The sequence below is a fragment of the Mycobacterium gallinarum genome (genome assembly GCF_010726765.1).
GTDB classification, from domain to species: Bacteria; Actinomycetota; Actinomycetes; order Mycobacteriales; family Mycobacteriaceae; genus Mycobacterium; species Mycobacterium gallinarum.
The window spans coordinates 24,581-42,841 of sequence record NZ_AP022602.1 but is presented as its reverse complement, the minus strand read 5'-3'; the positions used below and the strand labels follow the sequence as shown (position 1 = coordinate 42,841).

14 protein-coding genes are annotated in these 18,261 nt (G+C 67.7%); 7 read left to right on the top strand and 7 right to left on the bottom strand.

What is annotated here, in order from left to right; all coding sequences use genetic code 11:
- Positions 1 to 3: 3 nt before the first annotated feature.
- From G6N42_RS30090 to G6N42_RS30080, 3 genes are read left to right on the top strand one after another with little or no spacing between them, the layout of a single operon-like run.
- Positions 4 to 1,794, top strand: coding sequence for an AAA family ATPase (locus G6N42_RS30090; RefSeq protein ID WP_163738708.1), 1,791 nt, complete (start codon positions 4 to 6; stop codon positions 1,792 to 1,794).
- A gap of 2 nt (positions 1,795 to 1,796) precedes the next feature.
- Positions 1,797 to 2,450, top strand: coding sequence for a hypothetical protein (locus G6N42_RS30085; RefSeq protein WP_163738705.1), 654 nt, complete (start codon positions 1,797 to 1,799; stop codon positions 2,448 to 2,450).
- A gap of 7 nt (positions 2,451 to 2,457) precedes the next feature.
- Complete coding sequence (locus tag G6N42_RS30080; protein ID WP_163738702.1) at positions 2,458 to 4,098, top strand: serine/threonine-protein kinase; 1,641 nt, start codon at positions 2,458 to 2,460, stop codon at positions 4,096 to 4,098.
- 65 nt (positions 4,099 to 4,163) lie between these two features.
- Here G6N42_RS30080 and G6N42_RS30075 read toward each other — a convergent pair whose 3' ends face one another.
- The 7 genes from G6N42_RS30075 to G6N42_RS30045 all read right to left on the bottom strand — a co-directional run bounded on the left by G6N42_RS30075 (position 4,164) and on the right by G6N42_RS30045 (position 15,482).
- Positions 4,164 to 5,585, bottom strand: coding sequence for a type IV secretory system conjugative DNA transfer family protein (locus G6N42_RS30075; RefSeq protein WP_163738699.1), 1,422 nt, complete (start codon positions 5,583 to 5,585; stop codon positions 4,164 to 4,166).
- Between the two features lie 114 nt (positions 5,586 to 5,699).
- Positions 5,700 to 11,537 carry a MobF family relaxase gene (gene mobF, locus G6N42_RS30070; RefSeq protein ID WP_163739081.1) on the bottom strand — a complete coding sequence of 1,946 codons (5,838 nt, stop codon included), beginning with the start codon at positions 11,535 to 11,537 and terminating at the stop codon, positions 5,700 to 5,702.
- A 198-nt stretch (positions 11,538 to 11,735) separates the two neighbouring features.
- Positions 11,736 to 12,725 carry an arsenic resistance protein gene (locus G6N42_RS30065; RefSeq protein WP_163738696.1) on the bottom strand — a complete coding sequence of 330 codons (990 nt, stop codon included), beginning with the start codon at positions 12,723 to 12,725 and terminating at the stop codon, positions 11,736 to 11,738.
- Positions 12,726 to 12,829: 104 nt separating this feature from the next.
- On the bottom strand, positions 12,830 to 13,732 hold the full coding sequence (locus G6N42_RS30060; RefSeq protein ID WP_163738694.1) for a cytochrome c biogenesis CcdA family protein: 903 nt from the start codon (positions 13,730 to 13,732) through the stop codon (positions 12,830 to 12,832).
- Between the two features lie 22 nt (positions 13,733 to 13,754).
- Positions 13,755 to 14,327: a redoxin domain-containing protein gene (locus G6N42_RS30055; RefSeq protein ID WP_163738691.1), complete on the bottom strand. Its 573-nt coding sequence runs from the start codon at positions 14,325 to 14,327 to the stop codon at positions 13,755 to 13,757.
- Positions 14,328 to 14,400: 73 nt separating this feature from the next.
- Positions 14,401 to 14,700 carry a mercuric ion transporter MerT gene (merT, locus tag G6N42_RS30050; protein WP_232076831.1) on the bottom strand — a complete coding sequence of 100 codons (300 nt, stop codon included), beginning with the start codon at positions 14,698 to 14,700 and terminating at the stop codon, positions 14,401 to 14,403.
- The gene (locus tag G6N42_RS30045) at positions 14,697 to 15,482 is read right to left on the bottom strand and encodes a MerR family transcriptional regulator (protein ID WP_163738688.1); all 786 of its coding nucleotides are present in this window, start codon (positions 15,480 to 15,482) and stop codon (positions 14,697 to 14,699) included. The genes merT and G6N42_RS30045 overlap by 4 nt, the downstream gene beginning before the upstream one ends.
- 174 nt (positions 15,483 to 15,656) lie before the next feature.
- On the opposite strand from G6N42_RS30045, the gene G6N42_RS30040 reads away from it, so the two are divergent.
- The 4 genes from G6N42_RS30040 (at position 15,657) to arsM (ending at position 18,202) form a co-directional block, all read left to right on the top strand.
- Positions 15,657 to 16,034, top strand: a complete 378-nt coding sequence (locus G6N42_RS30040; protein WP_163738685.1) for an ArsR/SmtB family transcription factor — start codon at positions 15,657 to 15,659, stop codon at positions 16,032 to 16,034.
- Positions 16,031 to 16,936 (top strand): alpha/beta fold hydrolase, encoded by a 906-nt coding sequence (locus G6N42_RS30035; RefSeq protein WP_163738682.1) that lies wholly within the window; start codon positions 16,031 to 16,033, stop codon positions 16,934 to 16,936. Before G6N42_RS30040 ends, G6N42_RS30035 begins: the two co-directional genes overlap by 4 nt.
- Positions 16,937 to 17,051: 115 nt before the next feature.
- Positions 17,052 to 17,405: a hypothetical protein gene (locus tag G6N42_RS30030; RefSeq protein ID WP_163738679.1), complete on the top strand. Its 354-nt coding sequence runs from the start codon at positions 17,052 to 17,054 to the stop codon at positions 17,403 to 17,405.
- Entirely contained in the window at positions 17,402 to 18,202 is an 801-nt protein-coding gene (arsM, locus tag G6N42_RS30025) for an arsenite methyltransferase (protein WP_163738676.1), read from the top strand. The genes G6N42_RS30030 and arsM overlap by 4 nt, the downstream gene beginning before the upstream one ends.
- Positions 18,203 to 18,261 lie beyond the last annotated feature (59 nt).

Below are 18,261 nucleotides of genomic sequence, written 5' to 3'. Positions count from 1 at the left end.
ACGATGAGCACTGCGCGCGACTACCTCGACGCTGGATTCGAAGCTTTGGGCCTGCTCGGCAGTCCGGCTGACTCCACCGCCGCGCGCGAGCGGTTTCGGCGGGCGGTCAGCATGGACCCCGGGATGTGCGATGCCTGGCTGGGCCTGATCGCCACCGGTGATCACTACAGCGAGACACTGCGCCACGCCCACGAAACCAGCGCCACCGTGCACCGCGAGACTCGCCGCCTGGGCCTGCAGGACACTGCCCTGGAGGCGTCGGTGCCCTCGCCCGGCTTCATCGAGGTGTTCCCCTACACGGCGGCGTCGATCACGCTGGCCTATATCGCGGCCCTGCTGACCGAGAAGGACTACGACACCGCCGAGAAGCTGCTGGAGTCCTACGACACCTCACGAGAGCCTCTCCAGACACCCATCTGGCGCTGCCTCGGCGCCACCCTGCACTACGTCACCCAGCGCTGGACCGACGTCCTGGACTGGGCAGCTCGGCCAGTCACCGGGACCCTGCGGGTGGTTGATGCCGCGACCGACCTGATGGCCGGCATTGCTCACGTGGGCCTCGGCGAGTTCGACGCCGGACTAGTCCTGCTCAAAGGCGTGCCCACTGATCAGGTGAGCCCATACGCCGGCGCGTTCGCCGCCCTGTACCGCGGATACGCGCTGCGCTGGCTGGGCCGCGAGAATGACGCACGTGTAGAGCTAGGCAAGGCCAGCGTCGGCGGCCGGATGCTGCCCGACGCCTCGACCGCCCTGGCGGACCCCACCTACGCGCCCCCGGTCACCACCGCAGAGGCCATCGCCGCCCGGACGAGTCGCTGGGATCCGCAGTCCGGGCCGACCACTGAGGAGCTGCGCCAAGCCGAACAGGCCCATGCCGCCGAAGCCGTCCTCGAGGAGGCTGAGCGAGACCTGCAGTCCTTCATTGGTCTGGGCACAGTGAAAGCGCACGTCAACAAACTCAAGAACGTGCAAATCTACGACCGGGCGATGGCCGCGCGCGGCGAGGGGGTCGGCCAGCGCAACGCCCTGCACATGACCCTCGTCGGCCCGCCGGGAACGGCCAAGACATCCATCGCGCGGGTGATGGGCAAGATGTATTTCGGCCTGGGAATCCTCGACTCCCCGGAGTGCATCGAGGTCTCGCGCAAGGATCTCGTCGGCGGAGTGATCGGAGATACCGAAGCTAAGACTGGCGCCATGCTCACCAGCGCTCGCGGCAAGGTCCTGTTCGTCGACGAGGCGTACACGCTCTACCAAGCCGACAATGAACGAGATTTCGGCCGGATCGCGCTCGACATCATCATGAAGTTCGCCGAGGACCACCGCGACGACACCATGATCGCGCTGGCCGGCTACGCCGACGGCATGAACCGACTGCTCTCGGCCAACCCCGGTCTACGGTCACGGTTCCCCACCCAACTGGAATTCAGCTCCTACAGTGCCGACGAGCTGGGCCAGATCGCCGCCATGTTCGCGCAGAACTATCGCGTGCTGGTCCACCCCGAGGCGATCGACATCTTCGGTCGCTACACGAGCTGGCTCACCGCAACCCCAACCAACAACCCCGAGAACCCCGCTGAAACCCTCATCGACATCGCCGGCAACGGCCGCTACGTGCGCAACGTCATGTCCGAGGCGGTCGAGAAGATGAAAGCTCGGGTTGTCTCCGACCCGTCAATCGACCTGGCCACCGCCGACTCGGACCTGCTGCGCACCGTCGTCGGCGCCGACATGACCGACGCCCTCCGGGAAGTCCTCGTCAGCGCAGGAATCCAGACCCGCGAGCAGGGTTGAGCATGGCCCGCGAGGCAGAAGTAGCCGCGCTGAGGACCATCGAGGTCGCCTACCAGCGGTGGACGAAAATCAGTGAGCAACTGCACCGCGACGTCGCCCAAGCCGCCGAGCGCCACGCCGGCGCACCGGTGAACTCCCTGCGCGCGGACTTCAACGCCCAGCTCGCCGTGACACGCTCAGTGGTCGCGTTCGCCCGCACGTGCCCGGTTGCTGGGCCCGATGTCGACGGCCTGCCCGGCGCGGCGTTCATCCAGGCGCTCTATCAGGTTGTGCAGAGCCAACCCGACCTCGACCAGAGCGTGGAGGAGCTGACCCGCCAGTGGAAACCCTGGCTGGCTCAGATCACCAGATGGACACCCGAGTCCGACAGCCCGCCACCGGCCCGGCCCACTTCGCCCTCCCACAGCAGAGTGTTGGCCGCGGTGGACGACTGGTGGGGCTTTGGTGCCGACCGTCTGCACGACCAGCTCGTCGGATCGCTGACCGCCCAGGGGCAGACCGTTGCAGAGTCCATCCCCACCGGCGCGGACGGCGAGGTGATCCAGTCGGCGCACGTGGTGGTCGGGTCGGACTCGCCAACCGAGGCGCACGGCCCGGCCAAAGGTGGAGCGCTGGCCCGTCTGCACACGCTGTTCGGGCGGCGCGGCCGCCGCTGACGTCGACATGACCGGCCAGACAGCATCGGACACGCCCGACCTCACCGGCCGGGCAAACCCACCAATAGGCGATGCTGTGTTCATGTTCGCGGTGGGCTCCCTGGTAGCGGGGTATCGGATTGAGCAGGTCCTGGCCACCGGCGCCACGGGAACGGTGTACCTGGCCAAGAACCCGACCCTGCCCCGCCGCGACGCGCTCAAGGTACTCAGCGCCGACCTCTCCCGCGACGAGGCATTCCGCGAGCGGTTCGTGCGCGAAGCCGACATCGCATCACTGCTGAACCACCCCAACATCGTCTCGATCCACAACCGCGGCGAAGCCGAGAACGGCCAACTGTGGATCGCCATGCAGTACGTCGCCGGCACCGATGCCGAGGCAGCGCTGCAGGCCGGAACCATGACCGCCCCGCGGGCCATCCGCATCGTCGGTGAAGTCGCCAAGGCGCTGGACTACGCTCACCAGCGCAACGTCGTGCACCACGACGTCAAGCCAGGAAACGTGTTGTTAGCGCACGGTTCTCACGACGACGAGCAGGTCCTGCTCAGCGACTTCGGGGTGGCCAGGGCAGCAGGTGGCCCAGACGATCCCGGCGACGACTCGACGCTGGCGGTGACCCTTGCCTATGCCGCACCCGAGATGATCACCGGTGACACCGTTGATGGCCGGGCTGACATCTACTCACTGGCATGCACGCTGTTTCGGCTGCTGACCGGCAAGCAGCCGTTTCACAGCGCCGAGGGAACAACCGCCCTAGCGCTCGCCCACCTGCACCAGACGCCACCCCAGATCTCCGACCACCTGCCAGAGGCGACCCGCCAGCTGGATGTCGTGATGGCCAGAGCCCTGGCGAAGAATCCTGCCGAGCGATTCGACTCGGCGCGAGAGTTCGCCGCGGCCGCCGCGGCGGCGGCGAACTCCCTCACCGAAGGTGCCGACTCTTCGGCATCTCAAGGCGAGCAGGCGCGACACGCCATCACCGCTCCATCTAATCCGCTGTCTGCCAGACCCGCTGAAATTGGCCGCAGCTATTACGAACAGATCCGGGTCACCCCCGTGCCGCGGCGGGTACCACGTGTGCAGCGCCCCATCGTCATCCTGTGGGCGGTGTTCGCCGTCGTCGCAACCACCGCTGCCATCCTGTGGGCGACGCTGCTGTGGCCGGCAAGTGAGCCGGACCGACCCTCTGCGGCGACATCGACGACACCCGCCACGTCGTCGCCCCCCTCGGTCCCGGCCGCGTTGGCACGTCTGCTGCCCCCGGGCTATCCGCGCGGTGCATGCACACCACTGCCCGCTGCCTCTGACGTGACCGCGGCGGTGACCTGCGGCCCCAACACCGACTCTGGCGGTCCCACGTCGTCGACCTACACGCTCAGCCGCGAGCCCGCCGCTCTACGCGCGGCCTTCAACGACACCGTAAACCGTTCTGCTGCGGTCATCTGCCCGCCCAACATTCAGTCACCCGGGCCATGGCGGCGCAACGACAGCCCCACCGTGGTTCGAGGAACACTGTTCTGCGGGTTGCAAGCGGGCAACCCCCTCGTGGCCTGGACCAACGACGAAAAGCTTCTGCTGGGCGTCGTTCGAGCCGACGCGCCGGGCACCACGCTGGAGGCTCTCTACGCGTGGTGGTCCACGCACTCATAGCCCGGGCACGCGCCCTGTTCAACTGGGCTGAATCCGCACTTGAACATCTCAAAGGTCCGGACGGCTTACGCCGATGCCTTCGCCGTCCGCTGCCTGCGGGCCTCAATCGCGCCGTCATAGATGGTGAGGAATTCGCTCCAGTCTGGGATCTGGACACGGCGCCCCGCGGTCCCACGGAGGAGCAGCTGAGCCTCTTCGAGGCTCTGGGGGAGTAGTTCCTGCCAGTCGATTATGGCGCCGAGTTGCGAAGACTGCGAACGGCTTCCACCGCTGGGCTCGTAGGACTCGGTGCGACGAGTGGCCAGCCCTTGCCAGTGTGAGGCCTGTTCGAGCAGGTGTCGCTCATGGGCTCCGTACATCACCACCGTGCCCGGGAAGATGTCGCGCAGCGCGTCGGCGTACTTCGGGCCGTACACGACATCAAAGTGACTGGAGGCCTGCACGGTGGCCATGATGTTGACGCCCAGGCCGGCCGACTCGCCGACGTAGTTGAGCAGCGCCGGCAGCGGGCAGGAGTTGCACACCTCGTCCAGTTCGAGCAGCAGCCGATGTTCGAGCTGGTGCTGGGCAGTGCGCCTGCGGAAGTGGCGGATGATCGAGTCGATCAGCGCCACCGCCGCGCCTGCGACGGTACCGGTGTTGGGGGCGATGACGAACAAGCTGGCATCGGGGTCATCAAGCATCGAGACATCGAACGCGTCGATGCTGAGCTGGTCGACGGCACTGAGGCGATCGAGATGCTCGGTGGCGCTCAGCCCGAGGCGCACCCACGGTGTCACCGCCTTGGACACGGTGATCGCCACACTGTCACGCATGCGGCTGTTGAAGGTCAGTACCCGCTGCATCGGGTCGGCCAGCATCGGATGCGGGCATAATGCGGCAGCAGTCACCCAGGACGGGGCGGCTTGCAGCGACAACTGGGTGCCGCTTCCGCCCTCCTCCTCATCCTCGATGCCGAGGTTCTCGACCGCTTCGAGCACCCAGGGCATCCCCTGACTATTGCCTTGGGGGCTGGCCGCGTAGAGAAGGCAGGCCAGCGGGCGGCTGGCAGTGGACTCCCACAAACCGCCGGCCGCCACCGTCTGGCCGCTCGACGCTCCACCAAAGCCGACACCGGAGGTTGCCAGCATGGTTTCGGCCACAGTCAGGACTTCATCGGCTGACGTGATGGACATGGTGGGATCGCTGACCATGGAGCGCACTCCCTGGGGCCAGATGAGCGTCTTTTCCGGACGTAGGTCGATGACACCGGTGGGGCCCAGCCCGCGGCGCATCAGCACCAGCTCGGCGAGGTCTTCCTTACTGGACACGGCGACCAACGGGCCGGGGTGCATGACCGCTGCCGGCGCGAGCAGACGTCGGGTCTTGCCGGTACGGGTGGGCGCGCTGATCGCCAAATGAGGTGCACCCATGACCCTTTCGTGTTGCCCGCCGTCGTTGACGACCAGCCCGCAGTAGGGGCTGTATGGCTCGGGACGCATGCTCATGGGGTCATCGTGGCGGCAGGTACGTGCCCGAGTCCACCACCAGCGCGAGATTGGCTGATAGTTGCTGTGGTGCACCAGGCCGGGCTACGGCCTCATGGTTACGGAGTAGCAAAGCTAGTCATCGATGCCAGCGCCGAGGGTGTCTTCGGGTCCCTCCACCGCGGCGTCGGGGGTGCGCCATTCCACGGCGAGGTGGCGGCGTTGAGCGCCGCGCACGCCGCGGGCGGCATTGTCGTATTGGGTGAGCACGTGACGCCAGGACTCGCTGAGGTGGGTGCGGCCGAGGCGATCGGCCAACGTGACGGCTGGAATGGCGTCTAGCAGCGGATCTACGCAACCTGACGGGGTGGCTGTAAGGGTGGTGTTCCACGGCAGGGAGATGGTGAGCAGCCGCAGCGCCGGCGAGCTGGGGCCGCGACTGTTGCTGGAGTCCAGGAGGATGACTCGGGCGTCTGCGGCTGCGGCGTGGCGGGCGATGGTGGCCAGCTGGTTGGGTTCGGCGGCTGCGGGGTCGTCGATGATGACGATTGCTCCGGGCGGTAGTGCCCACTGCTGGTCGCTGATTTGGCGCTCGGCGCGAGAAGCGGTGGTGATGGTGTCGGCCAGCTCAGCCTCGCGGGCGGGCGCCGCGCTGGTGTCGGTGGTCGAGAGCCAGAGCACTTTGCGGCCGTTGGCGTTGGCCGTGCCGCGCAGGGTGTAGAGCGCCGCACCGGTTTCGCGGTCGGTGACGTCGGCGCGCATCACGACGAGCCGATAGGGCTGCGCGGCCAAGGATTTGAGTCGGTCGGCGGTGTGGGGCTCGTGCGCTGCGAGGGCCGCCGCGGGGATGAGCAAGGGTGTACGGGTGTGGTCGGCGTCGCCGGCCACCTGGAGCAGGGCAACTTCGGAGCGCGCCGATTTCAGCAGCTGCTCGAGAGTGTCGGAGGTGGTGGTCTGGGCCGCGGCGAAGGCACCGGCGACGTCGCGCTCAGCGCGGTCGAGCTCGCGGCGCAGCGCCTGGCGGCGGTCGCGCAGCTGCGCGCGGGCGGCTAGGTCCGCGCGCTCGGCGTCGCCGCGTGCGGTGGCGATGTCGTGCTCGGTGACGATCTTGTGGCCGCCGGCGGCCGCGGTACGCGCAGCCTGCGCCTCGGCGAAGGCCTGGTGAAACTGATGCGACGGTGGCTGTTCGGGCAGGCGGCGGGTGTGGAAGGCCAGATCGGCTTGGGCTGAGGCGATGTCGAGTTCGTCGGCATCGGGGTTGGCCCGTAGAAGGTCGAGCTGAGTGCGGGCGTGCTCGATCAGGCGCAGGGTGTCGTTGTAGGCGGTGTCGGCATCGGCCCACTGCTCCATCACCGCGGTGACGGCGTGGCCGTAGGGTCGATCGGCGTCGACTTGGCGGCGCATCTGCAACAGCTCGTCGGCCGCAGCGCGCATAGCGGGCCCATTTCCTGCGCGAATTTCCGCGTCCAAGCTTTTGATTGATTCGCAAACCTCGCGGTATTCCTTCTGAAGCGTGGTGACCAAATTCATGGTGATGCCTAATTCGGGTACAGGGCGGTTTGCTGAGAGATCTTCGAATTGCAAATCTCCGAATTCTTCGGAGGTGTATTCGAATGAGCCATCGGGCGGGGCGGCGTCGAAGTGGTCGTCGAAGGGAGGGGCTTGGTCGATGTCGGCGAAGGGGCTTTCAGGGTCGGGCGGGAACAGTGCTTCCTCGTCGGGGTGCGGTGGAGCGTCCTCCGGGGTGGGCAGGTCTTCGACGTCGATGCCGAGACGCGCTTGCAGCCGGTGGGTGAACGCATCGACGGTGTAGGTGATCAAGCGTGCGTAGTCGCCCGGGGGGATTGGGTGGTCGGCGTCGGCGAGGTGTTCGGCGGCGACGTGGAGCAGGTCGCGCGGGGTCCAGGTGGCCGGGTCTGCCGCGCTGATCGCGGCGACCAGCCCGGGCCAGGCCGGATCGGAGGTGATGGTCTCGGTCAGCGCGGCCCCGAACGCGGCGTCGACGTCGGTGATCCAGGCCGGACGCAGTCGCGAATGCGTGGTGGCAAGTGTGGCGGTCGGGGACAGGGCGCCGGCGATGCGCCACCAGAGTGCGGCGGCGGGCAGCTCGTCAGGCAGCGGGCCTTGGCGAGCAGCGGTGGTGATGATCTGCCGCAGGTCGGCGGTGGTGCGGGTGGCCTGGGCGAGTTGGGCGGCCAGCTGTGGCCAGTAGGCATCGGCGCGCAGGCGCGGGTCGATGGCGTCGATGAGGTCGTTCCAGCGGGTGGTGTCGGCACTGCGCCGGCCGATGTCTGCGGCGGCGTAGCGCTGCAGGGTGGCCTGCACGGCGCGGGTCCGCACGGGGTACTGGCGCGCGCCGGTGAGACGGGTGTCGGCGTCCTCGACGCCGGTGGCGGAACGGAACACCGCGATCTCGGCGGTCAGTGCCGGATTTACGGTGATCAGCGGCCGCGCCCAGGCGGGGGCGGTCGCGTTGGTCCATGCCCGCGCCCGCTCACGGATCTGCTCGGCCAGGCCTTGGACCAGTTGCTCGCGTCGGGCCAGGTAGGCACCCCAGTGCGGATCGTCGGCCAGCACCGGCGGGATGGCGGGAAGCCAGCGCAGCACCCCGATGCCGGCGGAGTGGGTGCCGGCGGGATCGATGCGGTGATCGAGGACCGCGGCGGGGTCGGCGGCGTCATCGACACTGCCCTTGGCCAACGCTACGGTCAGCAGCTCGCGGGGATCAGCGCCGCCGAGCGCCAGGACAGACAGGTTGCGCCGCAGCACCGGCCAGGCCTCGCGCTGGCTCAGCCGGGGGATTACGTCATCAGCGATGACGTCCAACCGATCCCGCGCACCTGCTCCCAGCTGATTTTCGGCTGCCACACCCAAGGCGTCGTAAAACATGTCGGCCGCAGCCTGCAGCCGCGTCGCCGGATCCTCGGCGCGGCGGGCTGCGGTGGTCGCCGACACCTGGGCGCCGTCGCGGGCCAGGGCGCGGGTCAGGACATCGACGGCGGTGTCAGGGTGGGTGGCCTTGGGGGAGAGCAGCCGGTGGGGATCGCCTTCGGCGGTGGACAGGTAAAGGTGGTTTTCGTCGGTGGCGCGCGTCATCGCGACGTAGAGGTGCTGGCGGGTCAGCATGTCTGAGCCGACGATGTGGCAGGTGCCCTTGGCATCGCGCCGTCCTGCGGTCAGGCCTTGGGCGGAGTCGATGGTGGCCGCGTAGCCCAGCGTGACATGTTCGGCGATGTAGTCGGCGGGCAGCGTGACGATGCGTCCGCTACGCAGGTGGCGGGCTTTCACGCTGCCATCGGTGAGGACCTCGGTGATGGTGTAGCGGTAGCCGTTGCGCACGAAATCGCTGCGCCCGATGGTGATTCGGCGATTGTTTTTCCGGGTGCGGATGGTGTCTCCGACGCTGGCGTGCAGCTGATCTGCCAGCACCACCGTGGCCGCGGTGGCCGCGTCGGGATCGGCGGCCAGCCGGTCAGCGCGGGCGCGGGCGTTGAGCTCGTTGATGACATCGTTGGTCGGTGCGAGCAGGATGGAATCTGCGCCGGCTGCCAGGTCGGCCCGCCATGCCTGATAGGCCATGTCGGCGGCGGTCTCGTCGGTGCCGACGTGGATGCGCTGGTGGTCGATGTAGAAGCCGATGCCTGCCGGGTCTGCGTCGTGCAGCGCGAGCCCGGCGGCGGCTTCGGCCGGTGACTTGAATCGCACGACTTCGCTCAACGTGAGCGCGTCGGTGGCTTCGGCGATGTCGCGCAGAACACCGCCGGCCGAGACGGACGACAACTGGCCGTCGTCACCGACCAGGCGCACACTCGCGCCCTTGCGCAGCGCGTCGGTAATCATCGCGTCCAGGCCGGCCGTGGCGGCCTTGCCGGCCTCGTCAACGATGACGAGCGTGTCGGGACCGACCCGCTTAAACCAGTCGGGCACGCCGGAGGCCGCGGCCTTGTCCGGATCGGCTGACCAGACGTACTTGTCGAGGGTGTCGGTGGTGGCGCCCAGGTCGGCCCCGAGCACGATCGCCGCGTCGGCTGTCGGGGCCAAACCGATGACGTGTCCGCCCGAGCTGCGCCACGCATGCGCCAGCGCCGCCATGGCCGTGGTCTTGCCGGTTCCAGCGGGCGCGAGCGCGAGCGCGACACGGCGCCCGGTGCTCGCCATCTCTGAGACCAAAGCGGCCTGGCCGGGGTTGAGTGTGCGTCCGCGCGCCGCCGAATCTGCCAGCGCCAGTTCGACATCGGCGGCGGTGGCGGCGCGGCCGTCGCAGCGATGCACCGCGGCCAGAATGCGCCGCTCAGCGGCCAGTGTGTCGCGGCTGGTGTAGAGCGCCACGCCGTGGCGGGAGTAGACGCTGGCAGCGTCGCGGCGACGCAACGCGACAGGCTCGCCCAACTCGGTGTCGACGATGCGGGCGTGCGGCACCGAAAACGCTTCTGACAGAGCGGTATCGGTGAGTCGTTCGATCAATGCGACATCGTGCGCCACGCCGTGCGACCGAGCGATTCGCAGCGCTTCGGCACGCACGTGGTGACGCTGCCAAGCGGCCCGCGATTCCGACACCGCGGCAATCAGTTCGCCAGCACGCGACGCGACCCATTCATGGTCGACGACGGGCGTGGTGCGGGTTCGGTCGGGACCGGCCAGGACACCGGCCAACATGCGATGCAGCCCGTCTCGCCCGAGGACTTCTACGGCTTGGGTGCGCCACACGTGGCGCTGCTCGGCCAGCGAGCGCGGCTCGTGTTTGGCCTCGCGCGATTCCAGCGTCGCCTGCTGGGCCAACGCGATGATTTCGGTGTTGGTTGGTTCGCGGCCGTGATCGGCTTGAAACTGCTTGGCGAGCTCGGCTGTGCGCGCCTTGATTGCGGCCCGCCGCCTCGACCACCGTGTCATCAGTTCTGGTGACATTCCGTCGATCTCGCGGACGGGCCGCTTCCCTAGTCCGCGGGACTGTTCGACGAACGACACGGCGAGCCTGTCGATCATGTGGGCTTCGAGGCGGGTGTTGTACAACTCCGAGGCCGCGACCGTCACCCGGTGCAGCGGTTGACCGTCCAGGGCGAGCCACCGGCGCACGCCGTTGGCGTCCACGTGGGACACCTTGTTGGAGATCGCGACGTGGGTGTGTAGGTCGGGGTCGCCGGCGCGTGAGTCGCGGTGGGTGAACGCTGCGGCGATGAGTCCTTCGGTGTCGACCTGGGCGACGCCGCCGGCACCGGTGCGGGTGAAGGTGGCTTGATCTTGCAGCCACTCAAGCACGTCGGCGACGGCCGCATCATGGGCCGCTTCAATCTGCTCGGCCACCGATAGCGGGGCGATGGCCCACAACGCCGACACTGATTTCACCGGCGAGAACGTCAGGTCGTATCCGGCGACGGCGGTCGTGCGGGCGCGAGTGTTGCGAGCGATGAATCCGGACAGTTCGCGATCATCGGCGGGCGGGCGGCCGTACTCCTCGGCGAACAGCTCCACAGCCACGCGGGTGCGGATCTGCGCGCGGATCTCCGGGGCGATGGTGGCGTTCCAGTGTGCGCCGTTCTCGGCGTTGTGGTCGCGGAAGGCCACCGCCAGACGCCGCGCGTACTCCGGTTCGCCGTCGCGTACCAGGAACTCACGCCCGAGTCGGCTGGCCGCGCGCCCCGAGCCCATGCTGCGGCCGATGACGTAGGTCTCGATGCGCTCGGCGTTGGGGTGCAGACCCAATCCGTAGAGGGCGCGCATCTGCGCCTCGCCGACGCCCGATCCCTCATCGACGGTCCAAATCTCCTCGCGGGCTTGCGGACTGGCTTCGCAGCGGCCGGTGTCAGACAGAGCGGCCAAGCCCCGACCCATCCACCGACCGGGCGATTCACCTTTGGCCGAGTAGTAGTCGGCCAGCGTGGAGCGGCCACGCTCGGTGCTATCGGAGGCAGCGACCTGCCGCACCAGGTACAGGTATCCGTCCCCGGCGGTCAGCTTGTGCAACGTCATCACCATGACGCGCACGCACGCGTCCGCATGCGCCGCACGCTACGAACTCGCCGGGTGGCGAAGCCACCACCAAACCGGAGGTTCTTAGAAAAGTCTCAAACGGCGGGTACTGGCGCAGGGGTCGTATTCGGGTGGGTCGAATCCGGGGGGGCCTGGTGCTGGTTATCTAGCATTGCGGCGGTAATGCGGTCCCGGTCCCGGCAGTTAGTCGGCGAGCTGTGCGCGTTCGTTGCGCCACGGCAGTCGCGGGATGGTGCGGACGTAGATGACCATGCCGATGACTTCGACGAGGGTTTGGGCGACGATCACGACTGCGGCGAGGGCCAGGTTGTCGGGCAGCGCCAATGCCAGTGGAAGGACGACGAGCGAGTTGCGGGTAGCGCCGGTGAACACGATGGCCGTGCCGTCAGCGGCGTCCAGTCGGAATAGACGTGCGACCAGCAGGCCGGCTCCGGCCATCACGATCAGGAACAGGACGTAGAAGGGCACGACCCGCAGGACGTCGCCGAGGCTGTCGCCCAGTTTCGGGACTTGGGAGGCGACCACGATCAGCAGGGTCGCCATCATCAGCGGCACCATCAACGTGCCAGCACCGGTTGCCAGTTTCTGCCCGGCGGGTTTGCGGGCGGCCCATGCCTGGGTCAACCAGGCCAGGGACAGCGGTATGACGATGAGAACTAGGAATGCCTCCAGGAAAGGGGCGACCTCGACGACGTCTGCCAGCCCGGATCCCATGAACAGATAGAGAAACAGCGGCAGCAGCAGCATCTGAACAATTAGCAGCAACGGGGTTGCGGCCAGCAATCGTTGACTGCTCCCGCCGGCCAGTCCGGTGAACACGATGACGTAGTCCACACACGGGGTCAGCAGCACCAGAAGCACTCCGACCCTGATCGCTTGGTCGGCGGGCAGGAAGCTGAACAGTGCGGCGACGACCAGTGGCACCACGACGAAGTTGATCGACAGGGCGGCGCCGAGGAACCGGCCCGCTCGCAGCGAGCGGACCAGCTCGGCTGCGGGCACCTGCAGAAACGTCACGTACAACAACGCAGCCAACACCGGATTGATGGCATGTTCCAAACTCGGCCCAGCGGCGGGCGCAACCCAACCGAGCAGTCCGCCAGCCGCCATCGCCGCGACGTAGAGGGCGACCTGATGGCGTTCCAGCCTCGCTATCAGATCCGTTCGTCGCATACGCATTCCGCGAATTTCCTTCTCTTCCTTGGGCCTTGACACGCTCTTCGAGGACCGTCGTGGGAGTCCCGGTCAATCGACACGGCAGACGGGGGCCGTGAAAGTTAAGCAGGTGCGATCGCGTTCCGCTCGGCGCGCGTGCGTTGCCTGTTCCTGGCGCGGCGGCGGCCGATCACGGCCGCGACACCGCTGGTGAGCAGCAGAACGAGCAGGACGGTAGCAAACCCTGCTGGCCCAACCCAGTCGACGATCCAGACAAGCCCGTTCTGGATGTGTGCGGCGGCGGCGACGATCGGATCGTCGGGGTTACCGCCGGCGAACACCCGAAGCTCGTAGACGCCGTACCAGGCGACGTATGCACCGGCGATCACCAGCAGCGCCCCGGCGATGCGGGGGACGTGGGGCAGCACGCGGCGCAGCACCCGCGCCGCGGACTGTTGTGCCAGTGCCACGCCGACCGCCAGGACACCCACCACCAGACCCATCCCGGCGGCATACGCGGCGTAGGCGGCCACACCCAGGGCGAGGTCACCGGACTTGAAGGTCGTCGTTGTCACCACGAGGAACGGACCGATGGTGCAACCCAGCGACGCGATCGCGTAGAACACGCCGTAGAGCGCCATCGACCGCAGTCCGGCCGTGGGATTGATGGCCGACTGCAGCTTCGGGGTGCGCAGCAGCAGTTCGCGGCCGGTGAGCATGACGGCGCCCAATATCAGCAGCGCGACCCCGATCACGACGGTGACCGCCGGCGCCCACCGCTGCACGACGGATGCGACCGGAGCGAGGATGAGCCCGAAGGTGCCGAACACCGCCAGGAACCCGGCCGTCATGGCCGCCGTCGCCGTCAATGCCCGGCCGAGCGCCGCCAGCCGTGTTGCCCGCCGGGTGGTGTCGGGAGTGGTCGCGATGAACAAGCTCAGGTAGGCGGGCAGCATCGCGAAACCGCACGGGTTGATCGCCGCCAACGCACCGGCGGCCAGGGCGAACGACAGCGTCTCGGTCATCGACTCAGGCGTCCGTGATCCACTAGTTGGCGCTCAGCTCGGCTACCCGCTCGGTCAAGCCCTGCTCGCCGAGTTCTCCGCGCACCACGGTGATCTCACCGGAGTCATCGATGAACGCATACGCGGGCTGCTGGATGACCCCGAACCTCTTCCACACCGCACCGTCGGCATCAGCGATGTGCGGGAACGCCCCGACGTCGTAGGTCTCGACGAATGACTGCATGTCGGTGACCGGGCCGAGTCCGGCGACACCGACGAACGCGACCCGGCCCTTGGTCGCTGACTCCACGGCAGCGACATGGGGTGCTTCGCGGCGGCACTCTCCGCACCACGGCGCCCAAAACCACAGGACGGCGTCCTTGCCGGCCAGCGACGCGCCGTCGAACGGGGCACCGTCGACCGTCGTGGCACTGAACTGCAACTGCTCCGGTATGGCGGCCACTGGTGTCGTGACAACCGGGGGCGACACCACGGAGGCTTGCGTCGTCGACGCGACGGGGGGCGCGGCCGGGGCTGGGTCGCCGCCGGTGCTTGCGCAGGCAGTCAACGCCAGGGCGGCCGCAACCGCCGTCACGACGAAGCGAGATGAGCACATGAAGACCTCCGCAATGAGTGGGTAACTGGGTGAATGCGGGCGACTCGTAAGGTGCGAGTCCCGCTGGTGGTGCTCACAGATGTCGAGTCGGCGCGGTGTCCCAGCCCGGCTTTCCGATGGTGGGCATGCTGACATCAACGCGCCCCGCCTGACAGATCGACGCCCGTCGGCGTCGGCGCAGCCAGAGGGCGCCGATGGCCGCTACGACGGTGAGCGCGGCCAGCCCGGGTAGCCAGATGGCGCCGACCGCGGAGCCGATACCGATGCTGCCCAGGATGGCAAGGAGCGGGCCGGCGCAACACAGCGCACACGCCGCCACAACCGCGGCGCCGGCGCCCGACCACCTGCGGGCACGCCGCTGCGACTCGTTCATGCCGAAACACCAAACAGTTCGGCCATCAGCGGTCCGGCGGCTTCGGGGGCGCGCACGGTCACCACCAGCGTCGAAGCAGTCAGGTGCAGCGTGAAGTCGAAAAAGGCGCAGCACTTCTGCTCCGCGGCGGCCAGCCGGGCCACCGCAGCGACAAGGTCGGGATCACAGGGAAACTCCAGCCGCACACCGTCGGCGATCTGTGAGCGGCCCGTAGCCGAGGTCAGCAGCCGCTGCCACTCGTCGACACGTCCGGTCTGCTCCGCCCCCGACAGCGTGCAGGCCACCGCAACCTCCTGCCCGTCGCCGACACCCGCTCTCGGCAGAGCGGATGATCCCAGGTCCGCCCGTGACGACAAGTCGAGGAGAACCGGTCCGGTAGCCGCCGGCACGCACCCGCAACCCGGCCCGCACGCACCCTCGGGTGCCGGCGCCAGCAAGTCCTCGTGAACCCGGGACAAGTGCGCACTGAACGCACTCAACTCGGCGATCCGATGTTCGGCATCGCTGATCCCGGCAACCACCAACGGCAACAGCCTGGCCCGGACGTGCGCGCACACACCTTGCTCCCACACCCCCAACAGATCCCGGATCTGTTCCAGCGGCAGGCCGAGTAGCTTGGCCGCGGAAATGAACGCCAGCCGGTCCACCGCAGCATCGTCATAGATGCGGTACCCCGAAGCGGTGCGCTGGGCCGACAACAAGCCTGCGCTCTCATAGAACCGCAGCGTTGTCGCCGGCACGCCCGACCGCTCAGCCAACTGCGAAATGCGATAACTACTCACACCACAGACCGTAAACCTTCAAGTGGAGTCGAAGGTCAAGCACGAATCCTCCACACATCGACGCCAGCGACCCAAGGACCGGACCTCACATCACTCGCGGGACGCTTCATTTCCTACGAACCCGGGCTACTTTAGATCTTCCATAACTACATGATCTAGTGTAATAGTGGAATGATGAGCAGATTGACCGAGTGTGCTGCGACGGGTCCGGCGGGAGCGGCGGGCAAGCCGGCCCTTGCCGACCGGCCGCTGGTGACGCCGGAGCAGGCGGCCGAGGTGGTCGGGTTGTTCAAGGTGCTGGGCAACGACACCCGGCTGCGGCTGCTGCATGCGATGCACCGCGAGCGTGAAGTGACCGTCGGTGAGCTGGCCCAACAGGTGGGTCTGCGGGTGCAGGCAGTGTCCAATCAGCTGCAGCGACTCTCGGATCGCAGCATGGTGACCACACGCCGAGACGGCGCCCGGATTTGGTACGCGATCGCCGACCCGTGCATTCCCGCAGTGCTGGACTTGGCGTTGTGCCTAATCGAGGAAAGCGCGGCCCGGCCGTGACCACCACCGCACCCGTAGCGCGTCGACTCGATGTTGGCTCCGCTTCGGTGGCCTATTGCGACTCGGGCGGCGACGGTCCGCCGCTGCTGCTGTTGCACGGCTGCCCGTTCTCGAAATTCGTCTGGCGCAACGTGATTCCTCGCTTGAGCGAACACTTCCGCTGTGTTGCACCTGATCTGCTCGGACTCGGAGACACAGAAACTCCCGCCGGCGCCGACTGGAGCCTTCCGGCCCAAGCCGATGCCATCATTGGGTTGCTGGATCGGCTGGGCCTTGCGCGGGTTGCGATCGTCGGCCATGACCAGGGCGGCGCCATCGCGCAACTGATCGCCATCCACCACCCCGGCCGGGTGTCCGCGCTGGTGTTGGCCGACGCCGAGGCCTACGACAACTGGCCCTCCGCCGAGGAGTTGCCGTTCATTCGTGTTACCCAACTGCCGGTGATCGGGCCGTTGGTGTTATGGGCCTGGTCGCGGCGGCCACTGTTTCGGTGGGCACTGGGAGAAGGCAAAGCCGTCTACGACCGCTCCGTGCTGACCAATGACCTCGTGGACGGCTACATCGCCGCCAACCTCGCCACCGCCCACAAGCGGGCCAAGACCCGACGATTTCTCGCCACCCAACTCGACCCCGCCAATCAAGCCCACACCCACCACCTCGCCGACGCACTACACAAGATCGAGGTCCCGACGCTGATCCTGTGGGGCGAAGGCGACGTCCATTTCCCGCCCGTCTGGGCGCGGCGCCTGGCCGCCGACATCCCCGGCACCACGCGGGTGGAAACGCTGCCCGCAACCGGGCATCTGCTGATGGAGGAACAGCCAGATCACATCGCCAGCCTGATTCGCGAATTCCTCACCACCACAACCCGATCCGGCCCGAAGGACGCGCCGCGATGCTGACCGCGGTGATCGCAATCCACATCGCAGCGGGCCTTACCGCGGTCATCGCCGGCCTGACCGCCATGTTGGCCCCCAAGCAGGCTGGTCGGCACCCCGCAGCGGACACGTGTTTTTGGTGGCCATCGGGATCGTGTTCGCCACCGCGTTGGGGATCGTGGCCGCGCGTCCCCACACCGCCTACCTGCTCATCCCCGGCAGCATCGCCCTGCTCGCCGCCGCGACCGGTTTCACCGCACGCCGGATCCGCTGGCATGGCTGGATACGCCACCACATCGCTGCCATGGGCATCGCCTACATCGCGCTGCTGACCACCTTCTATGTCGATAACGGGCCCAAACTGCCGGTGTGGAACCTGCTGCCGCGCAGCACTTTCTGGATCCTTCCCGCCGCAATCGGCCTTCCCTCATCACCCGCGCGCTGCTCCGACACTCCACACCGACAACGGCCCAGAAGTAAGGACTACACATGACCGATCACACCCCAGCCGCCGACAGCATCCTCGACCAGGTCCGCGCCCAGTACGCAGCTGCCGCGCTGGCCGTCATCAACAAGAACACCGGTGCGTGCTGCGGCACCACCAGCACCATCGGCAGCGATAGCCACCTCAACGCTTCGGTGATCGCCCCGAACGAGTCCGGCCTGGGCGCAAGCCAATACGACACCATCGACCTGGACCAACTGCCCGTCGACGCGGTGCTGGCCAGCCTGGGCTGCGGCAACCCCACCGCCGTCGCCGAACTCCACGAGGGCCAGACCGTGCTCGATCTGGGTTCTGGCGGCGGCATCGACGTGCTGCTGTCGGCCCGCCGGGTCGGGCCCACCGGCCGCGCCTACGGCCTGGACATGACCGACGAGATGCTCGACCTCGCCCGGGCCAACGCCGCGGCTGCCGGTGCCACCAACGTCGAATTCGTCAAAGGCCATATGGAAGCGATCCCGCTGCCCGACGCCAGCATCGACGTCGTCATCTCCAACTGCGTCGTCAACCTCTCCCCGGACAAACCCGCCGTATTCGGCGAGATCTACCGCGTCCTGACACCCGGCGGCCGCATCGGCATCAGCGACCTGGTCGCCGACGATCACCTCACCACCGAGGACCGCGCCCGCCTGGGCACCCACGCCGACTGCATCGCAGGCGCGCTGACCGCCGCTGAATACACCAGCGATCTTGCTGATGCGGGATTCACCGAGATCACCCTCACCCGCAGCCACACCGTCACCGAGGGGCTGCACTCCACCATCATCCGAGCGACCAAACCGCAGTAGCGGTCGAGCCGCAGCGGCGCTGAAGTACCTTGACTCCGTACCCAGGTACAGGGTTGAGA

Excerpts from the sequence above, each read along its gene's own strand:
- G6N42_RS30090 (WP_163738708.1), top strand. The coding sequence starts at position 4 with ATGAGCACTGCGCGCGACTACCTCGACGCTGGATTCGAAGCTTTGGGC.
- G6N42_RS30085 (WP_163738705.1), top strand. The coding sequence starts at position 1,797 with ATGGCCCGCGAGGCAGAAGTAGCCGCGCTGAGGACCATCGAGGTCGCC.
- G6N42_RS30080 (WP_163738702.1), top strand. The coding sequence starts at position 2,458 with ATGACCGGCCAGACAGCATCGGACACGCCCGACCTCACCGGCCGGGCA.
- G6N42_RS30075 (WP_163738699.1), bottom strand. The coding sequence starts at position 5,585 with ATGAGCATGCGTCCCGAGCCATACAGCCCCTACTGCGGGCTGGTCGTC.
- mobF (WP_163739081.1), bottom strand. The coding sequence starts at position 11,537 with ATGGTGATGACGTTGCACAAGCTGACCGCCGGGGACGGATACCTGTAC.
- G6N42_RS30065 (WP_163738696.1), bottom strand. The coding sequence starts at position 12,725 with ATGCGACGAACGGATCTGATAGCGAGGCTGGAACGCCATCAGGTCGCC.
- G6N42_RS30060 (WP_163738694.1), bottom strand. The coding sequence starts at position 13,732 with ATGACCGAGACGCTGTCGTTCGCCCTGGCCGCCGGTGCGTTGGCGGCG.
- G6N42_RS30055 (WP_163738691.1), bottom strand. The coding sequence starts at position 14,327 with ATGTGCTCATCTCGCTTCGTCGTGACGGCGGTTGCGGCCGCCCTGGCG.
- merT (WP_232076831.1), bottom strand. The coding sequence starts at position 14,700 with ATGAACGAGTCGCAGCGGCGTGCCCGCAGGTGGTCGGGCGCCGGCGCC.
- G6N42_RS30040 (WP_163738685.1), top strand. The coding sequence starts at position 15,657 with ATGAGCAGATTGACCGAGTGTGCTGCGACGGGTCCGGCGGGAGCGGCG.
- arsM (WP_163738676.1), top strand. The coding sequence starts at position 17,402 with ATGACCGATCACACCCCAGCCGCCGACAGCATCCTCGACCAGGTCCGC.